This window comes from Pontibacter silvestris (assembly GCF_020907275.1).
Lineage (GTDB): Bacteria > Bacteroidota > Bacteroidia > Cytophagales > Hymenobacteraceae > Pontibacter > Pontibacter silvestris.
In genome coordinates this window covers 14442-38231 of sequence record NZ_JAJJWI010000020.1, presented here as the reverse complement: position 1 = coordinate 38231, position 23790 = coordinate 14442, and the positions used below count along the sequence as shown (strand labels likewise).

Below are 23790 nucleotides of genomic sequence, written 5' to 3'. Positions count from 1 at the left end.
CAGCATTTAGGTGCTGCACTCGCTAAATTACAGGTTATTTTTAAGTTTTTGGCACAATGGCCTTGTATATCACGTCGTGTATACGTGTACGAATATTATATTTAACCAGCTTACTATTTCCTGCATCCGGGTAAACCCTGTTAGACAAGAAGATGTAAATCAGCTTGCTTTCCGGATCTACCCAGGCGCCGGTGCCCGTAAAACCCGTATGGCCAAAGGTGCTCATAGAGGCCAGGCTGGATGTAGGACCGTTTCCATCGGGCTCAGGCTTATCCCAGCCAAGGCCACGGCGGCTATTTTTAAATTGCTTTTTAGAAAACTCTGTTACCACGTTACTGTTAAAGTACTGCTCACCGCCATATTTGCCATTCTGCAGGTTCATCTGCAGCAGTATAGCTAAGTCATTGGCATTGGAAAACAGACCGGCATGCCCGGCGACACCGCCCATCATAGCAGCTCCCTGGTCATGCACAGTACCCCAGATCAGGTTCTTACGGAAATAATTATCATCCTCGGTAGGGGCAATTACTTCGCGAGGGTGGTTCAGCAAAGGGATGTAGCCCATTGTGCTTAAGCCGAGTGGAGCATAAAAATTCTGTTCCATAAACTCATCCAGCGGCTGGTTCAGGAGTGTTTCTGCCACACGCTGTAAAACGTAAAAGTCGAGGTCACTATACGTGTAGCCGTAACCATTGGCACCCTTAGGTAACAAAGGAGACTTTACCGTCCAAGCCCATAAAGAGTCTGCCATCGATTTGATAGAGTATATACCTGGAGCCACCTCGTTGGTGAAGTTATCGTTGCGGGTGCTGGCGTAGAAGGTATCTTTCAGCTTTACCTTATCCAGTGTCTTCTGCCAGTGTACAATGCCTGCCCGCAAACCTGCTTGGTGCGATAACACGTCCCGCATAACAATGCCTTCCTTATTGGTGCCTTTCAGCTCAGGTAAGTAAGTAGAGACTTTCGCATCCAGGTTTATTTTGCCCTGGTCTTTCAGGAACATAATAGCCTGCAGGGTAGCGGCGACTTTTGTAATAGAGGCAATGTCGTAAATGGTGTTATTGGTTACCGGCTTTACATTGTCATAAGTATAATAACCATAAGATTTATTGAAAACAACAGTACCATCTTTTACTACTAATACCTGGCAGCCTGGTGTGGCAGCATAGGCAATAGCTTCCAGGGCAATGTTATCGACTTGCTGAAGCACTTTAGAATCCATGCCCACACTTTCAGGTACACCATATTTCAGACGCCCAAGCGTTTGTGTTGCTATTCCTGTGCCAGACGTGAGCTTAGCAGAGGCTGTAACGGGTAGCTTGCCTTTTGCTGCCCTGGCCCCGAACAGTACTTGTGGCACAAGTAACTGTGAAACATCATTGTCTTCATAGCCGCACACTAACCAGTTGCTGTTGTCGAAGAATTTTAAGCTATAGGCATTGCCCATTACAGCAACTACCACTTTCTTCTTTGTCCGCTCCTGCAAATACTGTATAAAAGCTCTGGTGCCCACTCCTATGCCAAAGTCTTTAGCTGGCGTTATGTTCATATTATGGATACTGATAACCACAACATCATAATCCTTGAGCTTTGGAATGATTTTCGTAAAGGAAGAATCAGGAGCAAAGCGGTTTTTGATGGTAAAGCTCTTAATAGGTGCATAGTTGCCAAGTGTTTCCTGAAACACGTTGTGTGGTTTTGCACCAATGGCTACAGAAGCTATACGCATTGTGTCGAGGTGCATAAAAGGCAACAGGTTATCTTTGTTTTTTGCTACGGTTACGGAGTGTTCATACAGTTGCTCCTGCACCACAGTGCTAAGTGGTCTGTCTACTTCTTCCTGTAGGTTGGCCAGGTCAATAGGTTTATATTTATTTAATCCAGCCCAGTACTTGGCATGCAGAATTTTTCTGACGTGTTCATCAATTTCTTCCTGCGTTAGTTTACCGGCAGCAACAGCATCTTTTATTTTAGTTATGGCTACAGGAACATCCTCTGAGAACAGAAGCACATCGTTACCGGCCTCCAAAGCTCTTACGTCAACTTCACCAGGAGCAAAGTAGTTGCTGACACCCTTCATGTTTAGAGCATCTGTAAATACTAAGCCTTTGTACTTCATTTTATCCTTTAGAAGACCAGTAACAAGCGGCTTGGATAGTGTTGTTGCTATGTTACGGGTAGAGTCTATGGCTGGCATATACAAATGTGCTACCATCACGCCCATTACTCCTGCATCAAAAGCTTTGTTGAACGGGTAAAGTTCTACCTCAGTCAGGCGTTCAATGTTGTGCTGTACTACAGGCAGAGAAAGGTGAGAGTCTGTATCCGTATCGCCGTGGCCCGGAAAGTGTTTTGCGACAGCTATAACACCATGGTCCTGAAGGCCTTTGATGTAGGCAATGCCCCGGCGTGTAACTTCTTCCTTAGACTCACCAAAAGAGCGGCTACCAATGACAGGGTTAGCAGGGTTTACGTTAACATCCATTACAGGGGAAAAGCTGACGTGTACGCCCATCCGCTTCATCTTAAGAGCAATTTCACGCCCCATCAGGTAAATGTAACGGTCGTTGTCAAGTGCGCCGAGTGTCATCTGGCGTGCAAAGTGCATGCTGCTGTCCAGGCGCATGTCCAGGCCCCACTCTGCATCCATGGCAATGAGCATTGGCAGTTGGGCTCTTGCCTGGAAGCGGTTGGTAAGCACAGCCTGTCGCATAGGGCCACCCTGCATAAACATAATGCCCCCAATGCCATAGCGGCTTACCAATGTGTCTATTTCACGGTAATGTCTTTCATCTTTGTTGGAGTAGGCTGCTACCATAAATAGTTGGCCCAGGCGCTGGTCCGGAGTAAGAGCACTGAAGACGCTATCTACCCAAACTCTTTCTTTTGCATCTACGACAACCTCATCTGATGATTTCAGTGACATCAGAGGTGCCATGGCAAAAAAAACAAGTATGAGTAATCCTAAACTAAAACGCTTCAACATCCTACACGGGTATTATAATAATTGGAACAAGACGAAATTAAGGCTAATTTTGCAGTAGGCGGTTCGGGTAAACAGAAGAAATCTGCCTTGCTGCCTTTCAGCTGATTAAGCGAAGAAGTTGAATAAGCCTGTGTGCCTGCCTTGCTATACGTGGAACAGGAGGAAGCATTTAAGTTGCTAACACCACACATCATTTTTCGTACAAGCAACATTTGCAAATTTTTAGGATAAAAGGCAAACCGAATCTTTACAGGTTTTTCCATCTTCATTCGTAATCGGTCTGTAAATTAATAATAAATTTAATTCTGAATAAGTTCTGTTTTTACTATTTAGTAAACGCAAAAATCCCGCCGGGTTTAGTGTTTTTTCTGTCAAAAAAGGTAAAAACTTTAAATTAAGGAGTATTTAAATCGGATGCCCGACATCATACATTTATTGCCTGACTATCTTGCCAATCAGATAGCTGCCGGAGAGGTGGTACAGCGCCCTGCCTCGGTGGTGAAAGAGTTGCTGGAAAATGCCATTGATGCCCAGGCTACCAGCATTCAACTGATTGTGAAAGAAGCAGGTAAGCAGTTGGTACAGGTGGTAGATAATGGCGTGGGTATGTCGGATACAGATGCGCGCATGTGCTTTGAGCGCCACGCCACTTCTAAAATCAGTACGACCGAAGACCTCTTCCGCATCAAAACAATGGGTTTTAGGGGAGAGGCTATGGCTTCTATTGCTGCCGTAGCACAGGTAGAGCTTAAGACAAAGCCTCAGCATACTGAAATAGGAACGCATCTTATTGTGGAAGGCTCAGCTATTACCTTGCATGAGCCTGTAGTAGTTCCAGAGGGTACTTCTATAGCTGTTAAAAATCTTTTCTTTAACGTGCCTGCCCGTCGTAATTTCCTGAAGACGAATGCAGTGGAGATGCGGCATATACTGGATGAATTTCAACGGGTAGCGCTTGCTTACCCCGAGGTAGCATTTTCGCTATATCACAATGATGTGGAAGTGTTTAACCTACCGGTTGCAAAGCTGAGCCAGCGCGTTGTTAGTATTTTTGGATCAAATTATAAGGGGCAACTTGCCCTTTGCGAAGAAGAAACACCTTTCCTGAATGTGCATGGGTACATCGGAAAGCCTGAGTTTGCCAAGAAGACCCGTGGTGAGCAGTTCTTTTTTGTAAATAACCGTTTCGTAAAAAGCGGTTACCTGAACCATGCCGTGATGACAGCCTTTGAGGGGCTGCTTCCGAAAGACAACTATCCGTTTTATGTGCTCTTTATTGATATAGAGCCGGATCGGATTGATATAAACGTACATCCGACTAAAACCGAAATTAAGTTTGAGGATGAGAAGACGGTGTATGCTATTGTACATGCCGCTGCAAAGAAAGCTTTAGGTGCCCATAGCATTGCGCCATCTCTGGACTTTGAAAGCGACGTGAATTTTGCGCCCTTGCAGCCTATCAGAATACAGGATAATAACTTCTTTAACGAGTTTGATACCGACCGCGACAAAGAAAGTAAAGGAAATAGCTCCTTCCCCGGGTTTACCCCTCCTGCTTCTTCTGGAAATACGGGAAGCAGGCGTGCTACCTCAAAAGGCTGGGAACAGCTGTATGAACCTCTTAAGCAGGAACCACCGGTGCAGGAAGAGCGAATAACCTCGGCCTCGTCTACCATGAGTTTTCTGGATGATGCTTTTTCCGACAACTCTGTTACTTCCAGCAAAACTTTACAGGTGCATCAGAAGTACCTGCTGGTGCAGGTAAAGTCCGGGATTATGATTGTGGACCAGCAGGCAGCACAGGAGCGGATACTCTATGAAAAGTACATGAGCTCCCTACAGAAGAAAAGCGTTACTTCACAGGCATTGCTTTTTCCGCAGACTGTGGAGTTGTCTACGGCCGATGCCACACTTATAAAAGAACTGGCAGCAGAGTTTAAAGATATGGGTTTTCTGTTTGAGGATTTTGGTGGCAATACCATTATTCTGAATGGCATACCAGCTGACATACACGCTGCTAACGAAAAAGAGCTGCTAGAGGAACTGATTGAGCAGTATAAAAACAATGCAGCTAATCTGAAACTGGATAAGAGAGAGAACCTGGCCCGTGCTATGGCAAAGCGACTGGCATCCAGATTACAGTCGCGTATGTCTGACCTTGAGATGAATTCTCTCGTAGATAAGCTGTTTGCCTGCCAGGTACCGAACTATACACCAGGTGGACAAAAAACACTAGTGATAATGGAGCTTGGCCAGCTGCATGAGCTTTTCCTTAAAGGCTGATTTTAAAATACAAGTATTTAACTGTTAGACAAAGCTTTTTATCTCCATACAACTACTGGCATCTTGCTACAACAGCTAAGGGGGAAGATGCTGCTAAATTATGATAAAATGAAAAGTCTGATACTTAAGCTAAAAAATATACACTATGTTCAATATCACCCCTATGGTTAGGAACATCCTGATCATCAATGTGGTCGTATTTATACTTCAGGATAAGCTATTTAATTCGGCAGACTTTGCACTGTATTATTTTGGTTCCGAGTATTTCAGGCCTGTGCAGCTATTTACACACATGTTTATGCACGGTAGCTGGGGACATTTGTTTAGCAACATGTTCAGCTTGTTTATATTTGGCCCAATGCTGGAGCGTTATTGGGGGGCACAGCGGTTTTTGACATTTTACCTTATTACAGGGTTAGGAGCGAGCCTGTTGTACCTGGGGGTGCGTGCGTACGAGCTGAATCAGCTGAAAGAGGACACCGTCCAGTATATTGAAAGCCCTTCGCCTGTGGCCTTCAATAACTATATGGATGAACATGTGGGCACTGGAGCTGGCAGAGAAATAGCTATAGCTTTTCAGCGTGAACCCGACAACCCCGAATATATTGAAGGCACTAAAGAAGTGGTGTCAAATATGTTTACCCGTATCTATAATAGCCCCTTAGTTGGAGCCTCTGGTGCAATATTTGCTATTCTGATGGCTTTTGGGTTGCTGTTTCCGAATCTGGAGCTGTTTTTGCTATTTTTGCCAATACCAATTAAAGCTAAATATTTTGTATTGTTGTACGGAGCCTACGAGTTGTATGCTGGCTTTAACCGTGTGCCGGGCGACAATGTGGCACATTTTGCCCACCTCGGCGGAATGCTGTTTGCGTATATATTAGTGAGAATGTGGCAACGAAGTGACTACCAAGACTATTAATCGTCCATGAGCATTATAGAAGACATAAAAGATACTTTTCGACAGCCGAATAACACCCTAAAGCAGCTCATTCTTATAAACGTTGTCGTTTTTGTGGTGCTTATTGTAGCCCGGCTTGTTCTTACCCTTACTGTAGGTCCGCATCTGTATAACCTGCTGATGTCCTACATTGCGTTACCTTCGTATCCGGCATCTCTGTTAGTAAGGCCGTGGACACTGATAACGTATTTCTTCACACATGAAGGCTTCCTCCATATTCTCTTCAATATGCTTAACCTGTACTGGTTTGGGCAGTTAATAAGGGAATACTTAGGAGATAAGCGTTTATTGAGCCTGTACATACTCGGAGGTTTGGCTGGTGGAGTACTGTTTGTTCTATTTTTTAACTTCATTCCTTACTTTGCCGACAGAGCTTTAGGAGCATCTATGATCGGGGCTTCGGCCTGTGTGCTGGCTATAGTAGTGGCAGCAGCTACATTGTTGCCAAACTTTACCTTTAGCCTAATCCTGATCGGGCCTGTAAAAATTAAATATATCGCTCTGTTCCTTGTCATACTTTCTATGTCTGGGGCTGTAGGAGATAATGCCGGTGGTAACATTGCTCACCTAGGAGGTGCACTGATAGGCTGGGTGTTTATAAAACAGCTACAACGTGGAAGCGATATGGGCCGTCCGATACATGCTACTTTCGGCTTCTTTGGTAACCTGTTAAAAAGAAAGCCTAAGCTAAAAGTGACACACCGTGGTGGTGGAGGCTTCAGCCGTCGTAGTACAAATGGCACCTCCAGTGCAGCAGCAGCTAGTTATCCTGGTAAACCAAGCCAGCATGAGATAGATCGTATTCTGGATAAGATATCAAGCTCAGGTTATGAGAGTTTGTCTAAAGAAGAGAAGCAGAAGCTATTTCAGGCAAGCCAGAAAGATTAGCTCTAAGTATTACTTTAAAAACAGCAAAGGCGCTACTTAGAAGTAGCGCCTTTGCTGTTTTTAAAGTAAAGAAGCTTTGCAGGTTATGCAGTGGCATTTATTTTATCCAGTACCTCCATCACATCTTTAACATGACCGCGGGAAACTTCCAGAAGCTGCTTTTCTTCTTCGTTCAGTTGTAGCTCTAACACTTTCTCAATGCCATTTTTGCCAAGAATAACAGGAACGCCAAGGTAAACACCATCAATACCATATTCGCCCTCCAGTTTAACACAAACCGGGAACACACGGCGCTGATCTTTCACTATAGCCTCTACCATTTGCGCAGCTGCTGAACCCGGAGCATACCATGCAGAAGTGCCCATTAGTTTCACAAGCTCCCCCCCGCCGTTCTTTGTACGCTCAATAATGGCATTTAATTTATCTTCAGCAATAAGCTCAGTTACAGGAATACCACCAACTGTGGTATAGCGCGGAAGCGGCACCATGGTGTCACCGTGTCCGCCCATTAGTACCGCCTGTATATCTTTAGGAGAAACATTTAGTTCTTCTGCTAAGAAAGCTCTGTAGCGGGCAGTGTCTAAAATGCCTGCCATACCCATTACACGTGCACGAGGTAATTTAGAGGTGATATGTGCAGCATATGTCATCACATCCAGTGGATTGGAAACCACAATAATGATGGCATCAGGAGAATGTTTTACAACATTTTCAGTAACTGACTTTACAATACCTGCATTGGTAGAAATAAGATCATCGCGGGACATGCCAGGCTTTCTCGGAAGGCCTGATGTAATTACTACCACATCAGAACCGGCAGTTCGGCTATAATCGTTCGTTACACCAACAGTGCGTGAATCGTAAAGGTTGATAGGCGATTTCTGCCAGATATCAAGTGCTTTGCCTTCAGCAAAACCCTCTTTAATATCCACTAGTACTATTTCGTTCGCGATTTCGCGGTAAGCAAGCACATCGGCACACGTTGCGCCAACATTACCTGCTCCAACTACAGTTACTTTCATTGTCGGATATAATTATATATATGGTTCTAAACTCTGTTAACTACGGTAAAAACGGCATAAGCTGTTCCTTATTACCGCAAGCACTTATTTCCTGTTTGGCAGGCATAATTATTATGGCTGTGTCTGTTCGGCACTTTTAAGCGAAAGCACATCATTGGTCCAGGCTCTTACCTGGTCGCACAACTGCTGGTTCTCGGCTAATGATTGACCAAAAGATGGAATCATCTTCTTTATTTTGGTCTGCCATTCTTCTGTTTTTATTTTATCCTTAAAGCAGCGCTCCAAGAGGCTTAGCATGATAGAAACAGCGGTAGAGGCTCCTGGCGAGGCACCGAGTAAGGCTGCAATAGAGCCATCGGCTGAGCTGACAACTTCTGTTCCAAACTCAAGCACTCCGCCACGTACAGGGTCATTCTTTATCACCTGCACACGCTGGCCTGCTACCTCCAGTTCCCAGTCTTCCATTCTGGCATTGGGATAATAATCTTTAAGCGCCTCCAGACGGTCTTTAGGAGACTGGCGCACCTGGTCGATAAGGTAACGGGTAAGAGGGATATTCTTGATGCCTGCTGCCATCATCGGGCGAAGGTTAGTCAGCTTTATAGAGCGCGGCAGGTCCAGGAAAGAACCTTGTTTCAGGAACTTGGTTGAAAAGCCTGCATAGGGCCCAAACAGAAGTTCTCTCTTGCCATTGATCATTCTAGTATCAAGGTGCGGTACAGACATGGGAGGCGATCCTACTGCTGCCTTACCATATACTTTCGCCTGGTGCTGCTTAATAACCTCCTCATTGGTGCATTTTAGCCACTGCCCACTTACCGGAAAGCCTCCAAAGCCCTTCCCTTCCGGTATGCCGGATTTAATCAGTAAAGGCAATGAACCTCCGCCAGCACCAATAAAAACGAACTTCGCCTTTACTTTTTTCTTCTGGCCGCTTTTAAGGTCTTTTATTTTTACATGCCAATAGCCAGCAGCATCCTGGCGAAGCTTATATACCTCATGCCCGAAATGCAGATTTACATCGCTCATGGCCTGTAGGTGATGAAAAGAGTCACGGGTCAGGGCTCCAAAGTTTACATCTGTGCCAATTTCCATGCGTGTAGCAGCTAGCTTTTCTGATTTATCGCGCCCCTGCATAATAAGTGGCATCCATTTCGTCAGCTGCTGTGGATCTTCAGAATACTGCATCCCTTTAAAGAGATTGTATTTTGTGAGCGCTGCATGTCGTTTTTTCAGATATGTTACATTGTCGGCTCCCCATACAAAGCTCATGTGCGGGATGCTATTGATAAAGTGAGGCGATCTAAGTAAGTTGTGCTGTACAAGGAAAGCCCAGAACTGCCTCGAAATTTCAAAAGACTCCGCAATCTTAACAGCTTTGGATACATCAATAGAGCCATCAGGTAGCTCTGGAGTGTAGTTCAGCTCGCAGAATGCGGAGTGTCCTGTTCCTGCGTTATTCCATGCATCGGAACTTTCAGCTGCTGCCTCATCAAGCCTTTCAAAAATTTCTATTGTTAACTCAGGCTGCAGCTCTTTAAGCAACACCCCAAGCGTAGCACTCATTATACCAGCACCAATCAAAACTACATCAGGATCTGTTTTTAAAGAATTATCGCTTGTAATCATCTATTTTCTAAAGAATTTTCCCTGCAATTTATAATATTTACTATACTTACAAAGGTACGTTGAAAATCTAAAAATATCTTGTAACACGACCTGTTATTCTTTATGCATACTATTTTAAGTAAGCACTGCTGTTAAAAGCTGCATGTATGTTACAGGTGTTCTTGCTAACGAGGTGAAACTGCAAAATATGCCTGTTATAATCAAAATTATTTTAACCAGTAAGATTTAATTTTGTTTAACGCTTAATTTGCGTTATCTCTACTACCCGTTGCGTTTTATCTGTTACCTTAAACCTGTTATCAAGGCGCTGACCAACTATCCAGGCAATAGACTGGTCAGAAACTAATACCATAGTTTGCTGCTTAAGGTTAGTGGGTATCTTCTTGTCAATCAGGAAATCACTTAATTTTTTCTTGCCGTTCATGCCTAACGGCACAAACCAGTCACCTTCCTGCCATGCCCGGAGCTTTAAAGGGAATTTTAACTGATCAGCGTCAAGGGCAGCTACACTAGGCTTGGTGTTTAATTTATACTTATCAGCATCAATCCAGCGGAGGGTAAAATGCAGGTTGTCAGCCTCTGCCTCCGCCTGTCCTTCGTTTATTAAGATGCTGCCAAAGCTATTCAGGTTTTTAGAAGTAACTACCAGTTGCTCCCTGTCCTTTACAAGGGTGTGGGTAGGTGAGTCGAACTGCTTTCCGGAAAGGCCACCAAGCGCCTCTGTCAGCTCCAGCACTACTGCATAACTGAAATTGTAAGGGCGCAGCAGCTCATATAGTACTACAGGCAGTCCAGTGGCTTTATGTAAAGGCTGTAGGTCTACATAAATAGTACTGTCTTTTTCCCGCACAGCCTGCTGCCCTAGCTGAGAGATGTAAGCCGCCACTATGGACTCGGCTTGGCTTACCCGCTCTGCCGTCTGCTGTATTGTTTCTTCCAGGTTTGGGTTTATCTCTTTCAAAACTGGAATTACATTGTGTCTTATTTTGTTACGCTGATATTTGGTGGTTTCGTTAGAGCTGTCTTCGCGCCACGCCAGGCGGTTGCTTGTTACAAAGTCGTAGATGTCGTCTTTGCTAACAGACAGCATAGGACGGATGATATGGCCGTTCTTCGGCGGAATACCATGTAAGCCGGCAATGCCTGTACCTTTGGTCAGGTTGAGCAATATGGTTTCGGAGGTGTCGTTGCTATGGTGGGCTGTAGCTATGTAATCGTAGCCTTCCTGCCGGCGCACTTGTTCAAACCAATGGTAACGCAACGTGCGGGCTGCCATCTGTATCGATAGTTTCTCCTGTTCAGCAAATGTGCGGGTATTGAAATTTTCGGTAAAGAAGGGCACATCGTATTGTTTGGCTAGCTTTTTGACAAATAACTGATCGGCCTCGGCATCTTCGGCGCGCAAGCCGAAGTTGCAGTGAGCAATGGCAAAGTTGTACTTGAGCTGGTGCAACACTTCGCATAGAACCACAGAGTCTATGCCGCCGCTCACAGCCGCTAAAATTTTGGTGTCTGGCAAGCAAAGCTGGTGCAGTTGAATAAAACTTGAAACTTTCTGAAGCATAAAATAGCAGCTGGTATTTTTTTTCTAATTTTGACTACGATTTATCTATATAAATGAAGATTACAAAGCTACTGTATTCTCTTGTCTTTACCCTGCTTTCGCTTTCGGTTTTCGGGCAGCAGCAGCCAAAGCAGGGGCAGGCGCAATCAGGCAGAGTAGAACTGCTTGGTGCCGATGAACTGATTGGAGGTACCACTTTTAACGGCCAGAAAGCTGATAAGCTGATCGGGAATGTGTCTTTTAAGCAGAAAGATGGTTTTCTGTATGCCGATTCGGTTTACCAGTACCGTGACAGCGAACTGCTGGAAGCCTTTGGTAAAGTACGCATAGTACAAGCTGACACGGTAACAATGACCGGCGACCATGCGCTTTATGATGGTGCCACACGCACAGCTACCATGACTGGTAATGTAGTAATGAAAGACCCACGAATGACACTTACTACGCCGTCTTTAGATTATGATCTCAATACCAAAACGGCTTATTACACTGAGGGAGGTACTATTGTAGACCCTGAGAATCGCCTGCAGAGCCGTAAGGGAGTTTATGAAACACAAACCAAAATGTTTACTTTCGAGCAAGACGTAAAAGTTACTACGAAAGACTATAATATTACAGCGCAGAACATGAAGTACAATACTCTTACGAAAGTAGTGTACTTCCAGGGGCCAACTGTTATCAAAGGGCAGCAAGGCGATCTTTATGCAGAAGAGGGGACTTACAACTCGCTGGAGAAGATATCCCGATTTGGGCGCAATGCCTATATTCTTACACCCGAGTATCGTTTGGGAGGAGATAAACTGTACTATGACGAACAGAAAGGCTATGGCTATGCTGAAGTAAATGTATCGTTACGTTCTCTTAAAGATGATGTAACCATATATGGGCAAACGGGCCGTTACTGGCGCGACAGTGGTATATCCAAAGTATATGGTAAACCGATGATGGAAACAATCATGGACAACGATACCCTGTACATGGCGGCAGATACACTTGTTTCACGTGAGTCAAAAGCGCCTGGCATGCCTAGTATGCTGTTCGCTTATAATAATGTAAAGATTTTTAAGTCTGACTTGCAAGGCAAATGCGACTCGCTGAGTTATAACCGTACAGACTCAGTTATGCACATGAACATAAAGCCGGTACTTTGGAATGAACAGACACAGATGGTTTCTGATACTGTGCGCATGCACATGCGCAATAAGACTATTGAAAAAATGTACATGTTCGGCAGCGCTTTTATTGCTTCTGAAGATTCTCTGAAGAATTATAACCAGGTAAAAGGCCGGGATATGACAGCTTTTTTTAAGGAAGGGAAAATAAGCAGGGTAAATGTAAACGGAAATGGAGAGAGCCTGTACTTTGCATTAGAGGGAGATTCTGTGCTAACAGGAGCCAACAAAGCCATCTGCAGCGATATGGTATTACGGTTTGCAGATAATAAACTGCACAGAATCTCGTTCCTGATGAACCCGGATGCTACCTTTGTGCCGCCGCATGAGCTAAAAGTAGAAGATAAACAATTAGAGGACTTTAAGTGGCTGCCAGAGTTAAGGCCAGAGAAACAGGATATTGTATCGCTTAAGTCACTTCCTAAAGTACAGCCGATAGCTCCACGAGTAGTTAAAAAGCAGAGTACAGCTGTAAAACCTAAGGTGGAAGCCAAAGCGAAACCATCAGCAAAAAATAAAAATAGTTCACGATAAGGTGTTTTATGCCAGATGTAAATCTGTTTTGTAAATCACGCAGTTATTATATAATTTTGCCTGTTAATGAATAGAGGCTTTCTCCATACCGTTGCTTTTGTTGCCTTGTTACTGCTGGGTGCCAGCTGTAGCAACTTTCAAAAGATTTTAAAGAGCACTGATGTTGATCAAAAATATCAGGCAGCTGTCCAGTACTACGAAAAAGGTGATTATTACCGAGCTAGCCAGTTACTGGAGCAGGTGTTACCTTTATTGAGTGGTAGGCAGGAAGCTGAACAAGCTAAATTTTACTTTGCCAATACTTATTATCAGCAAGGCGATTACTTGTTAAGTGCTTTCCACTTTAAAAGCTTTTATGAGTTGTATCCCAGAAGCCCGCTGTCTGAAGAGGCAATGTTCTTATATGCCAAGTCGAATTACAACAGTTCGCCAAGCTATGAACAGGACCAAACCAGCACATTAACTGCTATTGAGGCTCTTCAGGAGTTTACGATACGCTACCCGAACAGCAAGTTTGTGGATGAAGCTAACCAGATGATTGAGGATCTTAACGTTAAGCTTGATAGAAAGGCATTCGTAAACGCAGAGCTGTACTACAAAATACGCTATTATAATGCGGCTGTAACTACACTCACGAACTTCTTACAAGAGCATCCGGCATCACCATACAGCGACCAAGCCTCTTATTTAAGGCTTGATGCACAGTTTCAGTATGCGAAGCAAAGCGTGCTGAATAAGCAGGAGGAGCGGTACTATCAGGTGATAGATTACTATCAGAGCTTTGTAGACCTGTACCCGGATAGTAAAAACAAGCGTAATGCAGAGCAGATTTATGATCAGGCTTTAGCTGCGCTCGATGAAATAAAGAAAAATAAAAACGAAAACTCATAAGTTAATATATATGGCAACTGTTCCATCATCTATTGTTACCCGCAACATGGCCGATTTTGCTAAGCAAACTGGCAATGTGTACATGTCTGTGGCTGTAATCTCTAAAAGAGCAAATCAGGTTTCTGTTAAGCTGAAAGAAGAGTTAAACTCTAAACTTGCAGAGTTTGCGACTACTGTAGATAACCTGGAGGAAGTGTTTGAGAACCGCGAGCAAATCGAAATCTCTAAATACTATGAGCGTCTGCCTAAGCCAACTAACCTTGCTATCGAAGAGTTCTTAGAAGGAAAGGTATACGTGCGTACTCCAGACGAAGAGTCAGACGAATTAAGCCTGTAAGTAAGGCCTATGCTCCGGCATAAAAGAATAATACTGGGAGTTTGCGGAAGTATCGCTGCGTATAAGTCAGCGCTTCTTGTTCGCCAGCTCATTAAAGCAGAAGCAGAAGTACAGGTCATTATGACGGCTTCTGCTTCTGAATTTATAACCCCTCTTACCTTGGCTACTCTTTCTAAGCGGCCAGTACTTAGCCAGTTTGTGAAAGATGATACTGGTGTGTGGCATAATCATGTGGAACTGGGCCTTTGGGGCGATGCCATGGTATTGGCTCCTGCCAGTGCCAATACAGTTGCCAAACTAGCCAACGGCCTTTGCGATAATTTGCTTAGTGCTACTTATCTTTCTGCCCGCTGCCCTGTTTTTGTTGCCCCCGCCATGGACCTGGATATGTATCAGCATCCGGCTGTGCAGAATAACTTCAGAAAGTTACAGGCGTACGGCAACCATATAATTGAGGCAGGACATGGCGAGTTAGCCAGTGGTCTTGTGGGCCAGGGCCGTATGGCTGAGCCAGAGGAGATTGTACAAGTGCTATTGAATTTCTTTTCGGGTGTTGGAAAAATCGTTTAAGGGTAAAAAAGTGCTGCTTACAGCAGGCCCAACTTATGAAGCTATAGATCCTGTTCGTTTCATAGGGAACCACTCTACAGGTAAAATGGGTTTTGCAATAGCAGAGCGCTTTGCGCAGTGTGGAGCTACTGTACAATTAGTATCCGGCCCTACTTGTTTAGACATAGACAACCCGGCTGTTATCGTTACAGCAGTTACTTCTGCCGACCAAATGTATGAGGCTGTAAAAGAACGAGCTCCTGCAGCCGATATTATAGTATATGCCGCTGCTGTAGCTGATTATAAGCCTAAAGTAGTTGCCGATAAAAAAATAAAGAAAGAAGGAAACGACCTTACCATTGAACTTGTTAAGAACGTTGATATAGCAGCTGAACTGGGGAAAGTAAAGCTGCCGGGGCAGTTCTCGGTAGGGTTTGCACTTGAAACGCATAACGAGAGCACAAATGCCCGGGAAAAGCTCAGTAAGAAAAACCTGAATATGATTGTGCTGAACTCGCTGAATGATAAAGGCGCAGGTTTTAAGCATGACACAAATAAAGTAACCATAATTGAGCCTGACGCTGTTACTGCTTTTGAACTGAAGCAAAAAAATGAGGTGGCACAGGATATTGTAAATTTAATCTGGGAGCGATTACATGCTTAAGAAAGTACTGGTTTTGCTGTTGTGTTGTGTAGCAGCCTGGAGTGCAAAAGCGCAGGAGCTGCAGTGTGATGTAGTGGTTAACAGCGAGCAGGTGCAATATACAGACAGGCAGTTGTTCAAGGATATGCAAACACGCATTTTCGAGTTTATGAACAACCGCCGCTGGACAAACCAGCCTTACCGCACAAGCGAACGTATTAAGTGCCGCCTGCTTATTAACCTGACAGAAATGCCGGAAATAGGTGTTTTCAAGGCTAATGTGCAGGTTTTATCTGTGCGCCCGGCTTATGGTACCGCGTACGAGTCTACGCTTTTCTCTTTCATAGACAAAGACTGGACCTTCCAGTTCAGTAATGCACAACAGTTAGAATATGCCGATAACGGTTATACCTCTAACCTGACCTCCATGCTTGCTTTTTATGCCTATATGATGATAGGGATGGATAACGACAGCTTCGGAAAGTTAGGTGGAGCCGCTGCTTTTGACCAGGCACGCAGTATACTGAATGTGGCTTCTTCGCAGGGAAGCTACCCAGGCTGGAAACCATTTGAAGATAACCGTAACCGTTATTGGATGATTGACAACCTGCAGGACCCGCAGTTCCAGTCTTTTCGCGAGGGTATTTACATAATGCACCGCCAGGGAATAGACATCATGGCTGAAGACCCGGAAAAAGCACGTAAATCTGTGTTAGATGTATTGGCCAATGTTCAGCGTTTGCAACAACAGAAGCCTGGTGCTGCCATTTTGCGTTCATTTTTCGATGCGAAAGCTGATGAGCTAACCAATATGTTTAAAACAGCTGCTCCAGCCGAAAAGCAGCAGGCATACTCTATTCTATCGCAGGTAGACCCAACCAATAACTCTAAATACGAAGTGCTGCTACAGCGTTAATCCTTTTCCAAATCTCACAGAAAGAGTGTAACTTCACGGTGGCAGATAGTGCTGCCAGACCATCTGATACACTACATGGGAAAGCGCCAAACCCGAATTCTAAGAAAAGATATTGTACAACATGCCCAGGAGCTATTACAACGCCCTGTGGTGCAGGTAGTGCTGCGTAACAGAGTAGTCTTACATGGCTCACTTAAACAAGTGACAGCAGAGCAGTTAGTAATGCAAGACCAGCGGGAAGGCAGGCATGTGATGCCTTTGCCGCAGATAGAGGAAATTATTTACGACAGAGAAACAGCTTACTGAAAGCACAAGAGCAGTTACTGAGCCTGTGCATTAACGTAAAGTTTCTGATTTTTAACCAAGCTTTTACAAAGAACAAAATAGCGAACTAAGCATAGGCAAAAAGTCTTTATCTTATGTCTATTGTCTTGTGTCTTATTTCTTATGCTGATAGATCTTAAAATTAAAAACTACGCCTTAATAGAGAAGCTGGAGATGAACCCATCGCCGGTGCTGAATATTATTACAGGTGAAACTGGTGCCGGTAAATCTATTATGCTGGGTGCCATAGGCTTACTGCTTGGTAACCGGGCGGATAGTAAGTTGCTGTTTAATCAGGAACAGAAATGTGTAATTGAGGGCGTATTTGATATTTCTTCTTACAACCTAAAGGAAATTTTCGTAGCGGAAGACCTTGACTTTGATAATCAGTGTATTCTGCGCCGGGAAATAAGCCCAAGCGGTAAGTCGCGTGCTTTTGTTAATGATACGCCTGTTACGCTTGATGTAATCCGGAAGATAGGGGAGAACCTGATGGATGTCCATTCGCAGCACGACACGCTACAGCTTGGCGATACAAGTTATCAGCTAAACATACTCGACGTGTATGCCGGTAATACTTCACTTGATATTTATGCGGGTAATTTATCTTACTTAAAGGTTTACCATGATACTTACCGCAAGTATAAAAAGCTTGAGTCTGACCACAAAAAGCTGGTAGACCAACTTGCCCAGGCACAGAAAGAGCACGATTACCATGCTTTCCTGCTGAATGAGCTGGAAGAGGCAAACCTGCAGGAAGGAGAGCAGGAAACCCTGGAGTCTGAGCTGAAACAACTGGAGAATGCTGAAGATATTAAGTTAAAGCTGACACAGGCAGTACAATACCTGACAGAATCAGAGTTTAATATTACCTCGGCTTTAAAAGATACAATATACCTGATCGGTCAGCTATCGTCCTTTTCACCCGTATACGATGAGTTACGTACCCGTACGGAAAGCTGTATGATAGAGCTGAACGATATTGCCGGTGAACTGGAAGATGCCGAACGCAATATGGAAGCAGATCCAATACGTGCTACTGAAGTGCAGGAGCGCCTGGATATGATTTATACTCTGCAGCGCAAGCACCAGGTATCAACTTTAGCCGAGTTGCAGGATATTCAGCGCGACCTGGAGAATAGGGTTGGCAGTGTGGTGAATCTGGATGCCGCTATAGCGAAAACTCAGAAAGCAATGGAGAAGGCAGAGAAAGACGTGCTGGAGAAAGCGAAGGTGCTTTCTGAGCGTCGTAAAGCCTCGTTTGGTAAATTTGAACAGGAGCTTTATAGTTTGCTGGCAGAGTTAGGTATGCCAAATGCCCGCATCGTTATTCAGCATAACGCTATATTACCTTCTGCCACTGGTACCGACGAAATCAGTATTCTATTTAGTGCAAACAAAGGAGCACAGCCACAGTCTCTTAGTAAGGCAGCTTCTGGTGGTGAGTTTTCCCGCTTAATGTTGAGCGTGAAATATATGCTGGCAGACAAAACAGCGCTGCCTACCATTGTGTTTGATGAAATTGATACAGGTATTTCAGGAGAAGTAGCCGTAAAAGTTGGAAAGATGATGCAACAAATGGCGCAGAAGCATCAGATAATAGCTATCTCACACTTGCCTCAGATTGCGGCACAGGGCGACTCTCATTACTTTGTGTTTAAGGAAGACAGAGAAGACCGTACTATCAGCCGGGTAAGAAAACTGGATGAGCAGGAGCGTGTGGATGAGATTGCACACATGATTGCAGGAGCAAATCCGAGTGCAAATGCGTATCAAAGTGCTAAAGAGTTGCTTTCACTATAAATAGTTATGCTTATATTGCTGCCTTAATTTTGGCAATGCTGAAAGTAGCCGGATTTAGAGAGAAACAATAAAACTATAAAGACATGTCCTATAACTTACTTAAAGGAAAGAAAGGAATCATTTTTGGCGCATTGGACGAAAAGTCTATAGCCTGGAAAGTGGCTTTACGTGCCAAAGAAGAGGGTGCTGAATTTGTGCTGTCCAATGCCCCTATTGCCATGCGTATGGGAGAAATAAATAAGCTGGCCGAAACCTGTAATGCAGAGATCATACCTGCCGATGCTACTTCTGTAGAGGATCTGGAAAACCTGTTTACAAAGGCTCAGGAAATATTAGGTGGTAAAATTGATTTTATACTGCACTCAATCGGCTCAAGCCCGAACGTCCGTAAAGGCAAATCCTATGGCGACCTGAACTACGACTGGTTCCTGAAAACGCTGGATATCTCTGCATTATCTTTCCATAAAGTAATGCATGTGGCCGAAAAGCAGGACGCTATGAGTGAGTGGGGTTCTATTGTGGCACTTTCTTACATTGCGGCACAACGTGTATTCCCTGACTATACCGATATGTCACAGGCCAAAGCTGTACTGGAGTCTATTGCCCGTAACTATGGCTATCGATTAGGTAAAGCTAAAAAGGTACGTGTAAACACTATCTCTCAGTCTCCTACTAAGACAACAGCCGGTACAGGTGTAGGTGGTTTCGATGCCTTCTATGACTATGCTGATAAAATGTCTCCGCTTGGCAATGCCTCCGCCGATGCATGTGCTGACTATTGTGTTACCTTGTTCTCTGATCTTACTAAAATGGTAACTATGCAGAACCTGATGCACGATGGAGGTTTCTCAACCATGGGTATTTCAGAAGATATAGTAGACGCCATGAGCAAATAAGCTTATTGCTTTTTGATCAAAACAAAAGTGGCTGCCTCTAAACAGAGGCAGCCACTTTTGTTTATCGGTAATAGATTCAAACTCTTACCGTTCCAGCTTTGCTCCCGGGTCAACGTCAGGACGCTCAGCTGTTTCAGAAACGGCCCAGCCAGTAGCATACATCCATTGCGTCATACGGGCCAGTTTAGAAATATCAATCCCTTTTGGCTCATCGCGGGGAGTATGGTAATCAGGGTGTAGTAATGTGGTAAAGAAGATTGCTGGAATACCGGCCCGGGCATAAGGAAGATGATCGCTTCTGAAGTACCAGCCTTCCGGGTGAGATGCTTCATCCCAGGAGGTATCTACGGTAAACTTAGTAAGTTGCTCATTTGCCTGCATTGCCATGTTAACTAAATTAGTTGAATTACGGTGAGGAGGGATAGCCCCCAGTAAGGCAGCAGAATCAGGAGCATTTCGCCCTATCATGTCACCATTTAATACAGCCACTATCGATTCTTTTTCTACTGTAGGATGCTCTGCGTACCAGCGTGAACCAAACAATCCTCGCTCTTCAGCTCCATGCCACACAAACAAGGCGGAACGTTTACCCAGGCTCTGGGTCCAGGCGCGGCCTATAGCTAGCAAAGCTACACTTACAGAAGCATTATCGTCAGCACCATTCCAGATAGAGTCTCCGTCTATCGGTACGCCAACACCATCGTGGTCGTGATGGCCACTGAATAGTACATACTCGTCACGAAGCTCCGGGTCAGTACCTGGTGCTACAGCTACTACATTTATAGATGGATAAACATAGCTATTTACGTTTATAGCAGCTGTTATTTTGGCTTGTGCCTGCTGCAGATTGGAGGCAAACTTTTGTTTAACTAGGATGAGAGGTGTACTACTGCCGTACTGATTGTTGGCAGCATCTTCTAATTGGTAAGTTCCTTCCTCAAAACCGTGTCCGGCAAAAGCAAGGTTTGCTTCTGCCATAGAATCTGACACTAATACAATGGCACTGGCTCCCTGCGATCTTAATGTGGTGGCTTGCTGCCGTAAAGCAGACAAAATGTAGCGGTAACCCCACAAACTCATACCCTTAGCAGGAAGTGTGGCCGGAGGCTGTAACGACATGGCTACAACTTTTCCTGTGAAGTCTTGCCCGGTGGTATCGGCTAAAGACTTCAGCCACACGACAGGGGCATTGTTTATGTTGCCTGCCACTGGTGATGTGACCCAGGCATCTTCCCAAAGAGTTAGTGGCTGACCATTAACCTGTAGCTTACTTTCTTCAGCTACTTGCTTTCTTCGGAGAGGAAAGAACTGAAAATAAGTACCATCGTCACCAGCAGGCTTCAAGCCTGCCTGGCGGGCCTGCTCTGCTACCCAGGCAGCAGCCCGCAGTTCGTCTACGGTTCCAGCTCTTTTTCCTCGCATATCATCCCCTGCCAAAGTGAAAATGTCCTCCCGAAGCTCATCTTCCCGAATAGATGAAAGAGCAGGTGGTTTGTTTGGGCTTTCAGATGAGGAAGCAGCAGGTGGTTGTGTACATGCCGAAGCAACCACTGCCACAAATAAAGATGAAAAGAATAAGTTTTTCATTAAGTTAGGTTAGTAGGTATGATGAAGTGTATAAATAACTGATTTTTTTGCCAAACACCAAATCAACTTCTGGAACTACAAAAGGAGAGATAGTGACAAAGCGTAAGGCTTATATAAAATAGGGAATCTCATACCCTGAAAATGAGAGCATGAGATTTTCTAAGGTGATAATGTAAATATCTCTGTTATCCAAGGAGGTCAGGCTTACCAGAGTAGGAACTTACCCTTCTTCCCGGTGTACAGCGTTGATATCGAATGCCGGAATGCAGATGGACCAGTATTCTGTTTCTTCGTCATAAGGGTTTGCGTAGCGAATGCGGGTGCCTGCTTTAACTAATATAGATTCTCCTGCACTTACTTCTACCGCTTCACCATCTATCTCAATCAGCTTTTTACCGCGTAGCACAATGGTTATTTCGTCAAAGTCCGGTGTCTGATGGGGTTCGTTCCAATGGGGTGGGGCAACCATGTGGGCAACACTGAAAGCTGAAGTTTCTGTAGACGCTTTCCCAAAATGTTCTTCAATCAGCTTGCCATCGGTAGTCGGTACTACAAAGGGCTTCGTTTGTTTAAAATATTTCTTATCGCTCATGTGTAGCTGTTTTTACATGTTTAATTGCTGGAACTGCACTCACCTTTGGTGTAAGACGTAACACCTGCCTTTTCGGCTTCACAGGCATTACTGTAGGTTTTGCCATCGCAGCCACATACAGGGGCATACTGCATTGTACAGATGGTATCGGGGTTTACTTTATCAGGGTCAATGCAAACGGTACTTTCTGAGGTTTTGCAGGAAGATGAAATGCCAAACAACAAGGTAGAGAAAATAACCAACGTCTTTTTCATAAGTCTATAGTATAAAGGGTTTGGGCTTTTATACATGCTAAATAGCAGATAAACTAAGTAAGTAGTGTAGCCGTATGTAGTTTGAAGCGTAAAAATAGAAATATTAACGTGCAGTGTATACTTTTATTATTTACTATATAAACGCCCACTGCATTTAAAAACTTAATACAACTGTTGACTATGAATAAAGATAATGGGAAAATTTTACTGGCTACTTTAGCTGGTATAGGAGCAGGTGTTGCTGCCGGTATGTTATTGGCCCCAGACAGTGGCAAAGGTACACTAGATACAGTGAAGCGTACGCTCACAAAAACAGGTGACGACCTTAATAATATAGTAAAACGCTGGACAGAGAGCCTGAAGTCTGGAGAAGGCAACAGCGAGGAAGACGACCAACTGGTAATGCATGGCTCATGGGAGGATGTAAAAGGACAGCTAAGACAGAACTATGATGAACTGACTGAAGAGGACCTGGAATATCAGGAAGGAGGAGAGCAGGAACTGCTGGGGCGCCTGCAACGCAGACTCGGCAAAACCAAGGATGAAATTATGCATCTTATTTCCGGTAAATAAACAGAGCTGTATATCCGCTAAGCCAACTTGTACTATATAGTCTTAATGCAAGCCAGTAAGCTAATTTTTAAGCTTTAAACGCTGTATAATAGAATTCTTTAGTATAGGTATAACTTAATGCTATAGTTCACGTTAGAAAATTACTATATTACATAATAGTAGTATATTAACTGAAGAATTTAATCTTAACCATTTATAACTAAATACTATGAAAGACAATAGCGGAAAGATATTGCTAGCTCTTTTGGCTGGTGCCAGTGCCGGCGTTGTTGCAGGACTTTTAATGGCGCCTGATACAGGTGAAGTTACTCGTACAAGCGTTAAAAGCTGGGCAAATAAGGTTAGCAAAGACCTGGAGAAAAACTTACAGGTTGGTCTGGATGAAATCAAAACCAGAAGCAACGAAGCCATGAGCAAAATGAGCAGTGCAGCGAAAGAAGCAACAGATGCTGTTAAAGAAAAAACAGGAAAATCATCGGATACTTCGGCTTCAGGCGATAACGCTTAAGTTTATGAACTTTAATATTTAAGTGAGACTTAGGTAAACTATCTTCTTTATGACTCACTGATGTTGCGTAATAAGAAGGCTTGTTATGTAAGATATTTTATTCAAATTGATTAGGGCGCTTGTTTCATATATTGGAACAGGCGCTTTTACTTTACATAAGCTTAACCTTCAGCGGATACTTTCGTTTATATTGTTAGTACCCAATAAAAGGGCCCTACAATAATAAATAAAATAAAACTATGAAAACACGTTTGGAATGCAGATCGCTTGGCGAAGATAAAGGAAACTACACAACTTCATCTGTTAAACAAATCAGACAGAAAGATACAAGTGCTGCCAAAGCAGAAAGAAACGATAGCAGTAATGGATCTGGAGCTGGTAAACTAGCTGCCGGTTTAATAGCAGGTGCTGGTGTAGGTATATTAGCTGGTATATTACTGGCTCCTGAAAAAGGCAAAGACGTACGTAAAAGAGTTACTGAGTCAGCCTCTAAAATTACTGATCAGCTAACGAAGGGATATAATGCCGGCATGGAAAAAGCAAATTCCTTAATGGGCAAAAAGGACGGCAATAAAAGTGAAGAAACAAGAGGTAAAGTTCAGAAGAGCCCTTACACAGATACAAACAAGCATGACGATGCAAGAGTTGATGCCATGATTGAAGATGCAGGCAAACAACCTGGCGTTGCAGGTGGTCCAGTTAGTACAACTGGTACTGTAGGCGGAAGCCGTGCTGGAAATACTGGTACATCAACACCTCCACCAACAGGAGGAAATAAGCCTGCCACTGGTGGCCCTGGCGTATCAGGCAAGCAACCTGGTATGATAGAATAGTAATTAACTTTTGTTCTATAAACAAGAAGCGCCTGTTATACTATA

The 23790-nt window shown here is 44.0% G+C and carries 22 protein-coding genes; 15 read left to right on the top strand and 7 right to left on the bottom strand.

Features of this window, described 5'->3' with window-relative positions:
• Positions 1–40: 40 nt before the first annotated feature.
• Entirely contained in the window at positions 41–2938 is a 2898-nt protein-coding gene (locus LN995_RS16750) for a glycoside hydrolase family 3 N-terminal domain-containing protein (protein ID WP_229962236.1), read from the bottom strand.
• 462 nt (positions 2939–3400) lie between these two features.
• On the opposite strand from LN995_RS16750, the gene mutL reads away from it, so the two are divergent.
• The 3 genes from mutL to LN995_RS16735 all read left to right on the top strand — a co-directional run bounded on the left by mutL (position 3401) and on the right by LN995_RS16735 (position 7118).
• The gene (mutL, locus tag LN995_RS16745; protein ID WP_229962235.1) at positions 3401–5269 is read left to right on the top strand and encodes a DNA mismatch repair endonuclease MutL; all 1869 of its coding nucleotides are present in this window, start codon (positions 3401–3403) and stop codon (positions 5267–5269) included.
• A gap of 145 nt (positions 5270–5414) precedes the next feature.
• Entirely contained in the window at positions 5415–6191 is a 777-nt protein-coding gene (locus LN995_RS16740; protein ID WP_229962234.1) for a rhomboid family intramembrane serine protease, read from the top strand.
• 6 nt (positions 6192–6197) lie between these two features.
• Positions 6198–7118, top strand: a complete 921-nt coding sequence (locus tag LN995_RS16735; protein WP_229962233.1) for a rhomboid family protein — start codon at positions 6198–6200, stop codon at positions 7116–7118.
• An 83-nt stretch (positions 7119–7201) separates the two neighbouring features.
• Here LN995_RS16735 and mdh read toward each other — a convergent pair whose 3' ends face one another.
• The 3 genes from mdh to tilS form a co-directional block, all read right to left on the bottom strand.
• Complete coding sequence (mdh, locus tag LN995_RS16730) at positions 7202–8140, bottom strand: malate dehydrogenase (RefSeq protein ID WP_229962232.1); 939 nt, start codon at positions 8138–8140, stop codon at positions 7202–7204.
• A 111-nt stretch (positions 8141–8251) separates the two neighbouring features.
• Positions 8252–9769, bottom strand: coding sequence for a malate:quinone oxidoreductase (locus LN995_RS16725; RefSeq protein ID WP_229962231.1), 1518 nt, complete (start codon positions 9767–9769; stop codon positions 8252–8254).
• A gap of 235 nt (positions 9770–10004) precedes the next feature.
• Positions 10005–11333 (bottom strand): tRNA lysidine(34) synthetase TilS, encoded by a 1329-nt coding sequence (tilS, locus tag LN995_RS16720; RefSeq protein ID WP_229962230.1) that lies wholly within the window; start codon positions 11331–11333, stop codon positions 10005–10007.
• 53 nt (positions 11334–11386) lie between these two features.
• On the opposite strand from tilS, the gene LN995_RS16715 reads away from it, so the two are divergent.
• From LN995_RS16715 to LN995_RS16680, 9 genes are all read left to right on the top strand, one after another.
• Positions 11387–13039: an OstA-like protein gene (locus LN995_RS16715; RefSeq protein WP_229962229.1), complete on the top strand. Its 1653-nt coding sequence runs from the start codon at positions 11387–11389 to the stop codon at positions 13037–13039.
• 66 nt (positions 13040–13105) lie between these two features.
• Entirely contained in the window at positions 13106–13930 is an 825-nt protein-coding gene (locus tag LN995_RS16710) for an outer membrane protein assembly factor BamD (RefSeq protein WP_229962228.1), read from the top strand.
• Between the two features lie 10 nt (positions 13931–13940).
• The gene (locus LN995_RS16705) at positions 13941–14267 is read left to right on the top strand and encodes a DNA-directed RNA polymerase subunit omega (RefSeq protein ID WP_229962227.1); all 327 of its coding nucleotides are present in this window, start codon (positions 13941–13943) and stop codon (positions 14265–14267) included.
• 9 nt (positions 14268–14276) lie between these two features.
• Complete coding sequence (locus LN995_RS22075) at positions 14277–14837, top strand: flavoprotein (RefSeq protein WP_317206966.1); 561 nt, start codon at positions 14277–14279, stop codon at positions 14835–14837.
• Positions 14821–15480 (top strand): bifunctional phosphopantothenoylcysteine decarboxylase/phosphopantothenate--cysteine ligase CoaBC, encoded by a 660-nt coding sequence (coaBC, locus tag LN995_RS22070; protein WP_317206965.1) that lies wholly within the window; start codon positions 14821–14823, stop codon positions 15478–15480. The genes LN995_RS22075 and coaBC overlap by 17 nt, the downstream gene beginning before the upstream one ends.
• Entirely contained in the window at positions 15473–16375 is a 903-nt protein-coding gene (porD, locus tag LN995_RS16695) for a type IX secretion system protein PorD (protein ID WP_229962226.1), read from the top strand. Before coaBC ends, porD begins: the two co-directional genes overlap by 8 nt.
• A gap of 75 nt (positions 16376–16450) precedes the next feature.
• Positions 16451–16681 carry a hypothetical protein gene (locus LN995_RS16690; RefSeq protein ID WP_229962225.1) on the top strand — a complete coding sequence of 77 codons (231 nt, stop codon included), beginning with the start codon at positions 16451–16453 and terminating at the stop codon, positions 16679–16681.
• 141 nt (positions 16682–16822) lie between these two features.
• Positions 16823–18502, top strand: a complete 1680-nt coding sequence (gene recN, locus LN995_RS16685; protein WP_229962224.1) for a DNA repair protein RecN — start codon at positions 16823–16825, stop codon at positions 18500–18502.
• An 83-nt stretch (positions 18503–18585) separates the two neighbouring features.
• Positions 18586–19398, top strand: a complete 813-nt coding sequence (locus LN995_RS16680) for an enoyl-ACP reductase FabI (RefSeq protein ID WP_229962223.1) — start codon at positions 18586–18588, stop codon at positions 19396–19398.
• Between the two features lie 84 nt (positions 19399–19482).
• Here LN995_RS16680 and LN995_RS16675 read toward each other — a convergent pair whose 3' ends face one another.
• The 3 genes from LN995_RS16675 to LN995_RS16665 form a co-directional block, all read right to left on the bottom strand.
• Positions 19483–20985 carry a M28 family metallopeptidase gene (locus tag LN995_RS16675; RefSeq protein ID WP_229962222.1) on the bottom strand — a complete coding sequence of 501 codons (1503 nt, stop codon included), beginning with the start codon at positions 20983–20985 and terminating at the stop codon, positions 19483–19485.
• A 220-nt stretch (positions 20986–21205) separates the two neighbouring features.
• Complete coding sequence (locus LN995_RS16670; RefSeq protein ID WP_229962221.1) at positions 21206–21577, bottom strand: cupin domain-containing protein; 372 nt, start codon at positions 21575–21577, stop codon at positions 21206–21208.
• Between the two features lie 20 nt (positions 21578–21597).
• Positions 21598–21831, bottom strand: coding sequence for a Kazal-type serine protease inhibitor family protein (locus tag LN995_RS16665; RefSeq protein ID WP_229962220.1), 234 nt, complete (start codon positions 21829–21831; stop codon positions 21598–21600).
• 180 nt (positions 21832–22011) lie between these two features.
• On the opposite strand from LN995_RS16665, the gene LN995_RS16660 reads away from it, so the two are divergent.
• The 3 genes from LN995_RS16660 to LN995_RS16650 all read left to right on the top strand — a co-directional run bounded on the left by LN995_RS16660 (position 22012) and on the right by LN995_RS16650 (position 23745).
• Entirely contained in the window at positions 22012–22404 is a 393-nt protein-coding gene (locus tag LN995_RS16660; RefSeq protein WP_229962219.1) for a CsbD family protein, read from the top strand.
• Positions 22405–22612: 208 nt separating this feature from the next.
• Positions 22613–22912 carry a YtxH domain-containing protein gene (locus tag LN995_RS16655; RefSeq protein ID WP_229962218.1) on the top strand — a complete coding sequence of 100 codons (300 nt, stop codon included), beginning with the start codon at positions 22613–22615 and terminating at the stop codon, positions 22910–22912.
• Positions 22913–23151: 239 nt separating this feature from the next.
• The gene (locus tag LN995_RS16650; protein ID WP_229962217.1) at positions 23152–23745 is read left to right on the top strand and encodes a YtxH domain-containing protein; all 594 of its coding nucleotides are present in this window, start codon (positions 23152–23154) and stop codon (positions 23743–23745) included.
• Positions 23746–23790 lie beyond the last annotated feature (45 nt).